The organism is Paludisphaera sp. (genome assembly GCF_037189885.1).
GTDB lineage: Bacteria > Planctomycetota > Planctomycetia > Isosphaerales > Isosphaeraceae > Paludisphaera.
In genome coordinates, this window is record NZ_JBBCIR010000021.1 from 66,089 (window position 1) to 79,780 (window position 13,692).

At 71.9% G+C, this 13,692-nt stretch carries 8 protein-coding genes and 1 tRNA gene; 3 read left to right on the forward strand and 6 right to left on the reverse strand.

Annotation, left to right across the window (positions count from 1 at the left end; genetic code table 11):
• Window positions 1-98: 98 nt before the first annotated feature.
• Window positions 99-992 carry a hypothetical protein gene (locus WG209_RS08520; protein ID WP_337174604.1) on the reverse strand — a complete coding sequence of 298 codons (894 nt, stop codon included), beginning with the start codon at window positions 990-992 and terminating at the stop codon, window positions 99-101.
• A gap of 1,156 nt (window positions 993-2,148) precedes the next feature.
• Between WG209_RS08520 and WG209_RS08525 the strand changes: the two genes are divergently transcribed.
• A tRNA-Ser gene (locus WG209_RS08525) sits at window positions 2,149-2,205 on the forward strand.
• Window positions 2,206-2,245: 40 nt separating this feature from the next.
• On the opposite strand, the gene WG209_RS08530 is transcribed toward WG209_RS08525, so the two are convergent.
• From WG209_RS08530 to WG209_RS08545, 4 genes are all read right to left on the reverse strand, one after another.
• Window positions 2,246-3,184 (reverse strand): histone deacetylase, encoded by a 939-nt coding sequence (locus WG209_RS08530; protein WP_337174605.1) that lies wholly within the window; start codon window positions 3,182-3,184, stop codon window positions 2,246-2,248.
• Between the two features lie 37 nt (window positions 3,185-3,221).
• Window positions 3,222-4,778, reverse strand: a complete 1,557-nt coding sequence (gene zwf, locus WG209_RS08535) for a glucose-6-phosphate dehydrogenase (RefSeq protein WP_337174606.1) — start codon at window positions 4,776-4,778, stop codon at window positions 3,222-3,224.
• Window positions 4,779-4,985: 207 nt separating this feature from the next.
• Window positions 4,986-6,029 carry an acyltransferase gene (locus WG209_RS08540; protein ID WP_337174607.1) on the reverse strand — a complete coding sequence of 348 codons (1,044 nt, stop codon included), beginning with the start codon at window positions 6,027-6,029 and terminating at the stop codon, window positions 4,986-4,988.
• A gap of 182 nt (window positions 6,030-6,211) precedes the next feature.
• The gene (locus tag WG209_RS08545; RefSeq protein WP_337174608.1) at window positions 6,212-6,373 is read right to left on the reverse strand and encodes a hypothetical protein; all 162 of its coding nucleotides are present in this window, start codon (window positions 6,371-6,373) and stop codon (window positions 6,212-6,214) included.
• Between the two features lie 167 nt (window positions 6,374-6,540).
• Here WG209_RS08545 and WG209_RS08550 point away from each other — a divergent pair, with 167 nt between their 5' ends.
• Complete coding sequence (locus tag WG209_RS08550) at window positions 6,541-7,635, forward strand: membrane dipeptidase (RefSeq protein WP_337174609.1); 1,095 nt, start codon at window positions 6,541-6,543, stop codon at window positions 7,633-7,635.
• Window positions 7,636-7,686: 51 nt separating this feature from the next.
• Entirely contained in the window at window positions 7,687-12,084 is a 4,398-nt protein-coding gene (locus WG209_RS08555; RefSeq protein ID WP_337174610.1) for a hypothetical protein, read from the forward strand.
• A gap of 389 nt (window positions 12,085-12,473) precedes the next feature.
• Here WG209_RS08555 and WG209_RS08560 read toward each other — a convergent pair whose 3' ends face one another.
• Window positions 12,474-13,601 carry an STAS domain-containing protein gene (locus tag WG209_RS08560; RefSeq protein WP_337174611.1) on the reverse strand — a complete coding sequence of 376 codons (1,128 nt, stop codon included), beginning with the start codon at window positions 13,599-13,601 and terminating at the stop codon, window positions 12,474-12,476.
• Window positions 13,602-13,692 lie beyond the last annotated feature (91 nt).

Consider the following 13,692-nt stretch of genomic DNA (forward strand, 5'->3'; position numbering starts at 1 on the left):
CCGATGGAGCGTGACGACCGGCCGGGCTCGCGTTGGGCATGCCGGTTTGCAACCCGACTTGCCACCCGTCTCTGTACATCATAGCACTTCCGGCCCGTCTATTCAGGGCGCGCAGCCTCGGGGGCGCAGTCCGTTCGGGACTGGTTCAACTGTTGGCTCCCGGCCTGCGCCACGTTCAGTTGGCCGATGACGACCGGCAGCCCGAGCCGTTGCACCTTGGCCATCGCCACGATCGAACTCCGGTAGCGGCGGACGGCGGCGTCCATGTGCTTCTGGATCATCGCCATGAGTCGATCGGACGGGCGGTTGGAGTCTGAATTCCAGATGCCGGCGAATAGCTGCTCCCACGATTGGGCGTGCATCCAATCGGCGACGACGCGGGCCGCCAGAAGTTCCTCGACGGCGGTCGAGCCGGGCGGGGCCAATTTCAGGCGCATCAACTCGGCCCGCGCCAGGATCGCCTCGCAAACGTCGTCGCGCCGGGCTCCCGGCAGCATCCGCGCGAGGTTGAGGAGCGTGGTCTCCTCGACGTCCCCGCCCGGCCGGTTCGCGGCCTCCAGCAGCGCCGTCGGCAGTTGCTCACGGGCCAGGGCGTCGCCCTTCCTGGCCAGGCGGATCAGCTTCCCGGTTTCGGTGCGAGGCGTTCCCTTGAAGGCGAATTCCATCGGCGTACCCCTCCTTCTCCGCCAGGGGCCGCGCCTCTGGCGATGGTATCCGAGCGATCCCAGGGCCGTTGCCACGGCGGCGTCGACCTCGCGCCCATAGGCGGCCAGCGCCTCGCCCAGCCCCGCCAGCGGCGCGACCACGGCCGATTCCCGACGCCGCGTCGCGGCCTCCATCTCGGCCCGGTCCCGGCGACTTTCCGCGCCGACGGCCCGACACAGCGGCACCAAATCCGGTGCCGCTTGCCCGTAACAGCGGCTCGTGACGCGCGAGCCACGCCGGACGCTCTCGTACAGGTAGACGCGGCCCCCGATCGTCTTGAAGTGCATGGGCGAATCCTCCCGGCCCCACGGAATCATAACCTACGGACTCGCGCGTGCCGCACTTCGGGGGGCGGGAGGGGCCGGACGTCCGCGCGTCCGGGCAATCGCGGGATCGTCGGTAATTCCCGGCGCACTCCGGTGAATACGACGCGACCGCCCCGCCACCGTGACGGTCAGGGCTTGCATGCGCGGACCATCGCCAGGATGCCGGCCCGGACGGGTTCGGGCAGGTCGGTCCACGATTCCACGAGGGCGCTTAGGTCGGGATCGGGGCGCAATGCAGGAAAGGACACGGCGGCATCTGAGCAGGGATGAACGGCACAGGTGCGAGTCGGTCCATGCGTGGCTTGCGAAAGGCTACTGAGACTTCTTCCCCCGCTTTTTCTCCGGGGCCGGTGTCACGCTGACCCCAATGCCGCTGGCTCTGGAGAAACACTTGTATCGCTTGCCATCAAGTATGAACGGCTTGGCGGGGAATGACCAAATCGCCCAGTAAACCTCCTCTTCAGCGGCACGGCGATCAGACAGGCTTGAGTCGGGCTTGGCGGATATTTCTTCCCAGCGGCGTATCGCCCAAGTGGCGTGTCTCTTGTAGAGCCTGTCCCGTTCTTCGCTCGATAAAAAGCCGGATTGGCGACCAAATACGGGCGGCTTGCTTAGCATCTCTTCCGATGCGCCGGGGCCTGGCGTAGCCCATCTCAGGTCGAATTTCCCATGAGGCATGACTAGGTCTTGGCCGCACTTTGGGCACGGTGCAGACAGCCTTGGCTCGTCGGGAGTATAGTGGAACTCAAATCCGCAGTCGGGGCACGGGAACCTACGCTCCTGACCCATGTTTGCAAATTCCTTGAACAGCCCTCGCGAGAGCCGGTCCGCTCCAAGGAAGGGCATGTTTACGCGGTCGAGACACCTGTTTTCTGAACCCTAGTCCCACACCATAACGGCCGCACGCCTGACGCTCCAAAAGAATTCATCATGCATGCATCATTTTTCCACTGCCTTTATCATCGCCATGATGCCGGCCCGGACGGGTTCGGGCAGGTCGGGCCACGCTCCCACGAGGGCGGCTAGGTCGGGATCGGTGGGACACTCGTCGGTGGGCAAATGGTGGGCAGGGGGTCTCGGGAGAAGCCGCAACATCCTTGCGGGCTTGCGGGTTGTGGAATCCGTGGATATGCCTTTCACGCATGCAGCACGGGTTCGACTCCCGTCGGGGTCATTTCTCCCATCTTCCTCCTCTCGGCGATTCCAGGCCGAGGTTAGGCTCCCAGGGCCTTCAGGTGCGTCTCGACGCAGCCGGCCAGTAGAGAGGGGTTGTAGCCCCCTTCCAGGACGCTGACGATCCGGCCGCGCGCGTGGACGTCGGCTACCTCGACCACGTCGCGGGTCAGACGGTCGAAGTCCTCGAAGTCCAGGCCCAGGCCGCCGACGGGATCCTCGGCCATCGCGTCGAAGCCCGCGCTGATGATGATCAGCTCGGGGCGGTGCCTGTCCGCCAGGTCCTGGAGCCCGGCGCGGTACGCGGCGCGGAAATCGGCCGGCGGGGTGCCGAAGGGGAGGGGGATGTTCCTCGTCAGGCCCAGGCCCGGCCCGGAGCCGGTCTCGTCCTCCCGGCCGGTCCCGGGGTAGAACGGGTGGCGGTGGACCGAGAGGAAGGCCACCTCGGCCGACTCGTAGAAGACGTCCTGCGTGCCGTTGCCGTGGTGGACGTCGAAGTCGACGATGAGGATCCGGTTGACCGCGTGGCGGGCGAGGGCCTCGCGCGCGGCGACCGCGACGTTGGAATATACGCAGAACCCCATGGCGCCGCCGGGGACCGCGTGGTGCCCCGGCGGGCGGACCAGGGCCATCGCCCGATCCGGCCTGTCGTCGGCCAGCACGCCGGCCACGGCCTCGATCGCCGCGCCGGCGGCGAGCCGGGCGGCCGTGAGCGAGCCGGGGGACATCCAGGTGTCGGCCTCGAGGGGGCCGCCCCCGCGGCCGTCGACGGCGACGACCGACGCGAGGTAGGCCGCCGAGTGGACGCGGCGGAGTTCGTCGTCGGTCGCCTCGCGGACGAGCCCGGCGGGGCAGGCGTCGAGCAGCCCGACGCGCCGCAGGTGGCGGATGATCGCCTCCAGGCGCTCGGGCTTCTCGGGGTGCCGCGCCGGGGGGCGGTGCTCGATCATCCGGGGGTCGTGATGCAGGGCGACGGGCATGGCGGGCCTCCCGAGGTCGGGGCCGGGGATCGGCCGATCAGAGCCTCCGCCAGGTGGCCCCGTCGCGCTTGATCAGCTCGTCGGCGGCCTGGGGGCCCCAGGAGCCGGCGGGGTACTCGACCGGCGGGGGGGCGTCGGGGCGGTCCCAGGCGTCGAGGATCGAGCCGATGAATCGCCAGGCGTTCTCGACCTCGTCGGTACGGGTGAAGAGGGTCGGGTCGCCGAGCATGACGTCCAGCAGCAGCCGCTCGTAGGCCTCGGGCGGGGGGGAGGCGAACGCGGTGCCGTAGCGGAAGTCCATGCGGACCTCCTGGAGCCGCCGCCGGGAGCCCGGGATCTTGGCTTCGAAGGTCAGGCTGGCGCCCTCGTTGGGCTGGATCCGCAGGACGAGCTGATTGCCGGCCGAGTTGCCGTCGTGCTCGACGTCGAAGAGCTGGGTCGGCGGCTTCTTGAACTGGATGGCGATCTCGGTGGCCCGCTTGGGGAGCCGCTTGCCGGTGCGCAGGAAGATCGGCACGCCGGCCCATCGCCAGTTGTTGAGCGTCAGCCGCATGGCGACGTAGGGGGCGGTGGTGGAGTCCGCCGCGACGCCCTTCTCCTGGCGATAGCCGGGGACGTCGGCCCCCTCGATGGAGCCGGCGGAGTACTGGGCGCGGACGACGTGGCGGTAGACCTCCTCGGGGGTCCAGCGGGGGAGGGCCTGGAGGACCTTCACCTTCTCGCTGCGGACGGCGTCGGCGGAGAGGTCGACGGGGGGCTCCATCGCCACCAGGCAGAGGAGCTGGAGCATGTGGTTCTGGACCATGTCGCGGATCGCGCCGGCGGAGTCGTAGTACGACCCGCGGTTGCCGGGCATGCCGACTTCCTCGGCGACGGTGATCTGGATCGAGGCGACGCGGCGGCGGTTCCACAGGGGTTCGAAGATGCTGTTGCCGAACCGCAGGGCGAGGATGTTCTGGACGGTCTCCTTGCCCAGGTAGTGGTCGATGCGATAGACCTGGTCCTCGTCCAGCACGCGGGAGACGTCGCGGCTGAGCTGGCGGGCCGACTCGAGGTCGTGGCCGAAGGGCTTCTCGACGACGACGCGGCTCCAGGGGCTCTCCTGGCGCCAGTCGTGGATCAGCTCGGCCTCGCCGAGCTGGTCGATGATCGGGCGGAAGAACTCGGGGTCGACGGCCATGTAGAAGACGCGGTTGCCCCGGGTGCCGTGGGTACGGTCCAGCTCCTCGAGCTTGGCCTTGAGGGCGCGGAACGCCCCGGGGTCGTCGAAGGTGCCCGGCGTGAAGACGATGCGCGAGGCGAACTGGGGCCAGACGTCCTTGAAGTCGCCCCCCTTCTCGGACGCGGGGAAGGAGGCCTCGTACTCCTTGCGCAGGTCGTCGTCGGACCAGTCGCGGCGGCCGAAGCCGACGATGGCGCATTCGGTCGGCAGGTGTCCGCGGTGGTAGAGGCGGTAGAGGGCCGGGACGAGCTTGCGATGGGCCAGGTCGCCGGTGGCGCCGAACAGGACGATGGCGCAGGGCTGGGGGGCCTGGGCTCGGGGGAGGGCCTGACGGAGGGGGTTGGCTTCGGTCTGGGGGGGTTCAACCATCATGGGTCCTCGGGGGAGGCCCCGGCGGGGGGTCGCGTCCGCCGGGACGCCTCGGGCCGTCCGATTCTAGGGATCCTCGCGGACGCCATCAAGGCGTGCCGCCACCCCGGGGCCCAGTCGCGGCTAGGGTTATGCGGCCGGCCTCCCGGGCCGGGGGCCGGACGCGACCGGCTCCGCGGGCCCCGGGAGCCCCGTCGTGGAGGGGCGCGGCTAGCCCGGCACGGGCGCCGGCTCGGCCTGGCGCCGGTCCGTGATCTTCCGGCATAGCCGCTTGCCGAGCGCGATGAAACGGTGCTCGTAATGGAAGGTCGAGAGGTGGGCCAGGCCGAACAGCAGGATGAAGCTGAGCGGGCGCTTCACCAGGTACTTCACGACGCTCCCGCCGGAGCCCAGCCAGCCGTGCATCGTCAAGGGGTGGATGACGTACAGGGCGTACGAGGTCTCGGCCACGTAGCGCATGGGGCGAGAGCCGAGCCAGGCCTGGCCCCGGCCCGGCGCCAGCAACGTCGCGCCGATCATGGCGCCGGCCAGGTAGGGCTGGGCGTACCGGAACGGCCCCGACTCCGGGTGGCTGCCGATCACGAAGAGCGCCGCCCAGGCGGCGTAGGGGAGCGCGGAGATCACGGCGCGAAGGCGGCGTCCCGGGGGGCCGAGCTCGTCCATCCAGATCAGCGCCAGGCCCGCGCCGACCATGATCTCGTCGGCCCGGAAGTGGGTCTCGATGGTCCGGGGCGTCCCGGTGTAGATCTTCACCGCCGTGATCGCCAGGCCGAGGAGGGGCAGGATGACGAACCCTCGCAGCCGGGTGGTCGCCAGGATGAAGGCCGCCAGCGCGTAGAACTGGATCTCGACGCAGAGGCTCCAGAACACGGCCGTCAGCGGCGTGAGGTGGGCCTTGTCGTAGTTGACGTAGAACGCGAAATGCGGCGGGTAGAAGTCCCACGGGGACCGCTGGATGAGCAGGTAGAGGCCCATCGTGAGGTACGCCGCCGGCAGGATCCGGAAGAGCCGCCGGATCAGGAACGTGGAGACGACCGGCTGCCTGAAGATGGTGGTGACGATCAGGAAGCCGGACAGCGTGAAAAAGCACGACATCCCCGCGACGCCGGCCGCCGAGTTAAGCCGCAGGCTCTTCGGCCCGAGCGGCAGCATGTGCGCGCCCAGGACCAGCAGGATGCTCATCGCCCGCCAGCCGTCCAGGACCGACAGGCGCGATTGCGAGGCCGCCCCCTGATGGGGGTCCGGCGCCGGCATGCTTGCAAGGCTCGAAACACTTGGTAGGGACGCCACGCCGGCCTCTATCCTTGGCCCATCGCTCGCCCCCGCGCCGGCGGCCCGCGCCGGGGGGGACGCGCTCGTGATCGATCCCGACATCATTCCATATTAGGAACGGACGCCGCTACCCTTTCCACCGGCTCCCGCCCGGGGGATCTGGCTTAATTCCCGATGCCGGCCCTCATGCTGGACGAGGGATGCGTCAGGTTGACCGTGACCCGCCGGCTCGGCTGGCGGACCAGGACCGCGAGGACGAAGGCGACGATGACGACGCCCAGGAAGCCGTACACCAGGCGGTTGGCGGTCTCGCGTTCCTCGATCATGGGGGATGATCCTCGTGGGGCGTCGCGGGCGGTCGATCGCGGCGGCCCCGCGGGCGAGGCCGGCCGTTCGGCCGTTGCCGCGGCCCTCCGCGCCTGTCAGGATAACCCTAGGACCGCTCTCCGCTCCACACCGAAAATGCACGACACGCCGGGGGAAGCAGACGCCGATGAGGCCGCTGATCGACGGGCACCTGGACCTCGCCTGGAACGCGATGGGGTGGAATCGGGACGTCACGCGCGAGCTGGACGACCTGAACCGCTCGGAATCCGGCATGGACGACCACCCGGCGCGGGGGAGGGCCACCACGACCCTGCCGGAGATGCGCCGGGGGGGCGTCGCGCTCTGCCAGGCGACGCTGCTCGCCCGCGCCAAGCCGGACAGCCTCTGGGACCGCTTCGCCCAGGGGCCGCCGCGGGCGAACCTCGACTGGTGCAACCGCGAGATCGCCGCCGCCGCCGCGCTGGGTCAGCTCGCCTACTATCGGGAGCTGGAGCGTCGGGGCCTGCTCCGCCCGATCCGGACCCGCGCCGAGCTGGACGACCACTGGTCCGCCTGGGCGGCCGACCCGTCGGCGACGCCCATCGGCTACATCCTGGCGATGGAGGGGTCCGACCCGATCGTCGCCCCCGACTGCGCGGAGGAGTGGTGGGATCTCGGGCTACGCTCGGCGAACCTCGCCCACTACGGCCATAGCCCCTACGCCGCCGGCACCGGCGCGGAGGGCCCCGTCACGCCCGAGGGGCTGCGACTCCTCCGCGAGTTCGAGCGGCTGGGGATGATCCTGGACGTCACCCACCTGGCCGACGAGGCGTTCTCCCAGGCCCTTGACGCCTTCGGCGGGCCCGTCCTGGCTAGCCACAACAACTGCCGGGCGCTGGTGCCGGACCAGCGACAGTTCTCCGACGGGCAGATCCGACGGCTGATCGAGCGCGACGCGGTGATCGGCGTCGCGCTGGACGCCTGGATGCTCCACCCCGGCTGGGTCCGCCACCAGACCTCCCGAGAGGTCGTCGGCCTGGAGGCGCTGGCGGACCACGTCGACCACGTCTGCCAGCTCGCCGGGGGGCATCGCCACGTCGCGATCGGCAGCGACCTCGACGGCGGCTTCGGCTCGGAGCAGACGCCGAGGGGGGTTGACCGGATCTCCGACCTGCGGAAGCTCGACGGCATGCTCGCCGCGCGGGGCTACACGGGGGCGGCGATCGACGCCATCTTCCACGGCAACTGGCTGCGATTCTTCCGCGAACGCCTCCCGGCGTGACGGGCCCCCCGCGCCCCCTGGTATGATGGGCCGGGAAAGGAGCGACCGCCGGTGGCCCAGGTGACGTGGAACGAGCTCGCCTGGCGCGACCAGGCCGACGCGCTGCTGCGGAGGGGCGACGCGGAGGCCCCCCCGGACGACCGCGCCCGCGCGGCGAGGCTGGCCCGGCTGATGACGCACGTCGAGGCCGGTCGGCGGCTCCGCGCGCGGCTCGACGTCCACGACCCCGACCCGGAGACGGAACGCCTCCGACGCCCGGTCGCGCGCGGCCTGGCCGCCCTGCGCCGCGCCGTGGACGAGCTGCTCGCCGGGGCCGAGACGGGGGGCGACGCCGAGCGCCTGGCCGCGTCGCGGCTCCGCGAGTGGATCGCCCGCGAGCGCGCGTCGTTCCACGCCATGTCGGCCGACGCCCGGCTCGACCCGCACCGCCGGCTCCTCGGCCTGGACGCGATGCTGGCCGACCTGGAATGGTTCGGCCTGCTGCTCGGCCGCCTGGAGCGCGACCCCGGCCCCGGGATCGCCGCGTCGATCGAGGTCGACCTGGCGAAGGTCCGGCGGCTGCTGGAAGCCGAGCCGAAGCGGACCCGGGCCCGCGCCCGCCGCGCCGCCCTGCGCGCCAAGTGCGAGCGGATGCGCGGCGTGATCCTGGAGCGGCGGGTCCGCGGGGAGCTGGACGCCGCCCTGGAGGACGCCACGCCGGAGCGGCTGGCGTCGGTGCGCAACAAGCTCTCCCGGCTCCAGGCCCGCGTCGGCTCGATGGAGCCCGCCGACGGCGAGGCCGACGACGCCGGCGCCGAGGCCCTGGGCGGCTCCCCGGAGGAATGGGCCGCCGCGCTGGCGGCGCGTCGGGGGGAGGTCGCCGCGCGGCTCAACGAGCGGCTGGCCGCCATGCCCCCGGACGAGGCGGCGGAGTCCTGCGCGCGGATCGTCCAGGCGGCGCGCGACGAATTGACCGAGATGATCGCGTTCCTCCAGGACGCCCCCCTGCGACGCGCCGTCCTCCGCCTGGAGACGGCCGGGGAGGACGTCGACCGCCTTTCCGCCTCCATGCGGGGGCTGCGCCGCGCCGGCCGCCGCGCGCCGGAGGAGGACCGCCGCCCCTCGCCCGAGGCGGCCCGCCGGCTGGACGACGCGCTGGCCGACGCCCGACGCCTCCGCGGCGTGCTCCGCGGCGAGTGGCGGGAGAAGCTCCTGTCGCTGCGCCTCCATCGCCTCCTCGGCGCTCGCGGCGCGGCGCTCATGGACAACATGGCGCTCGTCCTGATCGTGGCCCTGACGTTCCTGATCCTGGGGGAGACCCTGCTGGATCGGCTCGGGATGCTCACCGACCCCCGTCGGGCCGTCTTCGCCTGGCTCGACCTGGCGGTCTGCTCCGGGCTGATGTCGGAGTTCTTCCTGCGGTGGGCGCTCGCCCCGGCGCGGGGGGCGTACTTCCTCCGCCATTTCGTGGTCGACCTGCTGGGGTCGCTGCCCTACGGCTTCCTGGCGTACATCGTGGCGACCGAGCATCCGACCTCGGCGATCGGCGAGGAGGCCTTCTGGCTGATGCGCTACCTCCGGTTCGCCCGGGTGCTGGAGATCCTGGCGCAGCTCCGGCTGGCGATGCCGGTGATCCGCCTGGCGCGGCTGGCCCTGTTCGCCCTCCGGCTGAGCGACCGCCTGGTGCGTAAGAACGCCGGGCTGCTGAACCGGAACATCGTCCTGTTCGAGCCCAACCACGGCCGACGCGCCGAGTCGAGCGACCGCCACCGCCTGGCGACCCTCCGCGGCGACGTCCAGGTGGCGGCCGACGCGCTGGAACGCCGGCTCCACCGCGACCAGCAGGACGCCCTGGCCGCGCGGCGTCTCTCCGACCTCGCCGCGCTGCTGGAGACCCTGCCTGCCCGCTGGGCCGAGCCGATGGCCGAGCGCCCCGAGACCCGCGAGATCCCCGTCGAGGCCCTGGTCGACCGGCTCGTCCAGCTCACGCCCGAGACGCTCCTGGACCGCATGGGGCCGGCGTTCGTCGCCTCGGTCGACTCCTACCTCCGCGTGCTCGACGCCCCGCTCGTCCGCCGCCTGCCGCTCATCAGCAGCCTGGTCGCCCACCGCGAGAAGTCCCCGGCGGAGGCCGTCGCCCTGGCGGCCAACTACGTCGGCCTCGCGATCCAGCGCGGGCTGGACGTCATCTACTTCCTGGCCGACCTCCAGGCGACGCTCTCCCCGGCCATCTTCCTCGACCGCCTGGGCCTCACGCTGGTCAACGCCACGCGCACGCCGGCCAAGCGGCTGCTCTGGCTGGGCTCGGCGTTCCTGATGCTGTTCCTGGTCGTCAACACCGTCGGCTTCCTGGTCCTGTTCCGGCCGTTCGTCGACGCGGTCCAGCGCAAGCTGGGGTGGCCGGTCATCGTCCTCGGGGGCGTCTGCCTGGCGGTCTGGTCGCTGGGGTCGTGGCTGCGGAAGATCGCCAACCAGGCGGCCGACTTCAGCGAGCGGATCGTGGAGGCCCAGTTCGCCTCGCAGACGAAGACCTACAAGGCCCGCCGCGCCGACCAGGACGCCCGCATCCTCGCCGAGCGCGTCATCGACCCGGAGATCGCCCTCCGCGCCGCGGACGACCGCGACCCGTCGCTCTACGGCGGGCGCCCCGCCTCGGCCGACGTGGAGGCCCTGTTCGCCGCCCGGAACACCCAGTTCCCCAACCGCGAGATGGCCTTCCTGCGGAACATCCGGCTGCTGTACCAGGACTACCTGGACGGCTCGCCGTTCCACCGCAACGACGTGAAGACCTCGGTGCAGCTCCTCGGCAACCTCGCCCTGGCGAACCTCCGCCGCAGCCGGTTCGAGCACGTCATGACCGGCGGCCGGGCGCTGGGGAGGCTGGACCTGAGCCGCGCGGGGACGGTCCTGGGCGGCCCGTACCTCTGGTTCAACTACATCACCCGGATCATCGTCCAGGAGACGGCCGTCCTGATCCTGGACTACAACGCCAACGCCGTCCCGCTGGACCGCCTGGCCTGCTCGCCGCCGGCGCGCCGTCGCGCCTTCCAGGAGTGGCTGGGGAAGCGGCTGCGCATCCCCCCGGACGAGGTCCGCCTCCCCGCCCCCAGCGTCCGCGAGCCGCTGGAGGTCCGCGAGCCCCCCCCGCCGACGAACCGGGGCTCCCTCCGCTACGAGGCCGCCGCGTCGCTGCAGACCGTCGAGTTCACCGCGATCGACTTCCTCGCCGACGACCCGGCGCGCGAGGCCGAGATCCGCGAGCGCTTCGGCCCCCAGGTCGCGAGCCTGGTCCGCAAGGATCGCCAGCAGAACGTCCGCCGCGCCTTCCGCAGCTTCCCGCTGGAGGAGCTGCCGCCGGCCCAGCGCACCATCAACCCCTACGCCTTCTACGAGGCCCGCCTCTCCGGCGGCCGCATCGCCCTCTTCCCGCTGGTGGTCGCCGGCGCGTTCCTCCGCAGCGCCCTGACCGCCGTGCGCGGGGTGTACAAGGGGGTCCACGAGATCCTCAACCCCCGCGTCGAGCGCGACCGCGACGTCCCGGCCGACTCCTACGCCGCGGCGCGCCGGAAGATCCACCGCATGCGCAAGCCCGTCTTCATGGGCTCGCTCTGGCTCCGCGCCCGGCTCGACGTCGAATATCTGGGGCTCCAGCTCCCGACCGCGCCGCCGACCCTGGGGCTCGACTCGACCCTGGAGGCCGACCTCGACTTCATCGGGGCCTCGCGCCGCGACCGCATCGCCGCCGAGCGCATCCGCCGCGACCAGCAGCGCCGGCTGGCCTGGACGGCGCGCTGGCTGCGCCGGCTGGGCTGGACGGCCGAGGGCCTCCCCGCGTTCCTCGCCGCCGAGGTCCCGTACCTGGCCAATCGCTCCAGCGAGGCCCTCCGCGCCGTGGTCGCCGCCTGCGTGCTGGACCACGACGACGTGGCGACGCTCGGCCAGTCGATGGAGGCGCTGACGATCCTTGCCGCCTACGCCGCCTCGCCCACGTCCGACCTCAAGCGGCTCCCCCCCGGCCTGCCGGACCCCGTCGTCAACCCGCGCCGCCTCTGGCGCCCGGCCCCGCGCAAGGGCCCGCCATGGAAGCGGCTGTTCGACCTCCCCGCGTTCTCCGCCTACGACGCGCCGGCGCGGCGCCGGGTCGTCGCGTTGCTGCGGCGGCATCGCCGCGTCGCTCGGGGATGGTTCCGCGTGGTGATGGGGCAGGGGGGGGCCGATCCCTGGGGCGAGGTCCGCGCCCGGCTCCACGACGTCATCCTCAAGACCGAGCTATGGAGCGACCAGATCCTCATCCTCCGCGCCGTGCAGACGCTGACGATGCTGGACGTCCACCACAACTGCGAGCTGGTCTGGTCCCTCGGCGGCTACTCCGACCCCGAGCCCGACGCCCCCCCGGGCCCCCCCCGAGACGCCGACTCCTCGCCCCCCTCTTGGTGGTCCGACAACGGCGACGACGACGGGGAGGACTGAACCGCGGGCCGGCCCGCCGGTCCCGTCAAAGCTTCCGGCGGGCTGACGACCCGACACTGTAGGGAAAGGGGCATGCGAACCCACGGCGGGCCGCCGCCAAGCGCCCCTTCTCCCCTGCTGGCGCACCGTCGAAAGACCCGGGCCAGCCCGACGGACTCATCCCTTCTCCCCTCGTGGGAGAAGGTGCCCCGGAGGGGCGGATGAGGGGGGCGCGACCGGAAATCCCGGGCTTCAAAGCCGAGGCCGGATGAGAGATGCGACGGCGGTCGCCCCCTCATCCGGCCTTCGGCCACCTTCTCCCACGAGGGGTGAAGGGGGGGCTTGTCGTCGCTCCTCCCCAGGCTTTTCGACGGAGCACCACGAGGGGAGAAGGGACGGTATCGCGCGGCTCACCGCTCGGCCCGCGCCCCCCACGCCGCCAGCACCGCCTCGTCCAGCGTCGGGAAGCAGTCGACGAGCATGGTGAACCGCACCTGATCCAGCAGGGCGGTGACGCGCGGGTGGGCCCCGCAGACGCGCACCGATCCGCCGGCGCGATCCAGGCGCAGGTGGTGCGCCAGGATCACCCCGATCGTCCGCCGCGAGAGCCGGCCGACGAACTCCAGGTCGATCACCACGCGCCTCGGCAGGGGCCGCTCGGCCAGTTCGGACAGGCGACCGCCCAGGGCCTCGTTGGCGGCCTCGTCCTCCAGGTCGGCGAGGACCGGCGTGACGATCAGCACCTCCTGGACGACCTCGTGCTTGATCCTCCCCGCGGCGTCCTCGGCGTCGGGGTCTCGGGTCGAGACCTCGGCGGGGGCGGAGCCCGATCCGCCCTCGTCCCGCGGCTCCTCGGTCGGAGCCCCGCCGCCGATGGGGGGGAGCGCCAGCGCGTCGGCCAGGGTCGCGAGGATATCGACCGGCAGGGCGCGCGGCGACGACTCGGGCCAGGGGCCGTCGACGGCCGCGGCCTCGTCATCGACCATGAAGATCCGCCGGCCCATGCCGATGATCCGGAAGATCTCGCGGAGCTGGGGCTCCATCCCGCAGACCTTCAGCCGGCCGCCGGGGTGGCTCTCGCACAGGCGATGCGCCCCGACGACCGCCGCGACGATCCAGCTACCCAGCCGCTCGACCCTGGAGAAGTCCAGGACGATCCGGTGGTTGCCGGCCTCGATCAGGTCGCGCAGGTCGTCGGCCCATTCGTCGATATCGGCGCGCTGCACCAGTTCGCGGTCGGTGACCCGGACGACGGTCGCCCCACGCTTGTAGACGACGGCGAACCGATCCCAGCCCCCGCGCGACTTGACGCCCCGGTCGCGGCCGGCGGCCTTCGGCCTCCGAGCGGCGGGGAGCGCGCCGACGATCTGGGCCCAGAGGTTTGTCGCCGGCCGCTCCACGTCCGGGTCGAGGTTGACGGTGATCCAGTCCTCGAGCCGACGGTCGCGGGAGGGCCCTTCGGCCACGGTCAGCCGGACGCTCCGGGGGCCCGGGCTCGCGGCGTCGCCCGTCGCCAGGGTGATCTCGCCATGTGCCATCACGGAAACGCTCCCCGCGTACGGACGCCGAACACCAACCGCGACCCCCGACCCGCCGCGGCGCGCACGCGCCGACGGGCCGCGAGCGCGG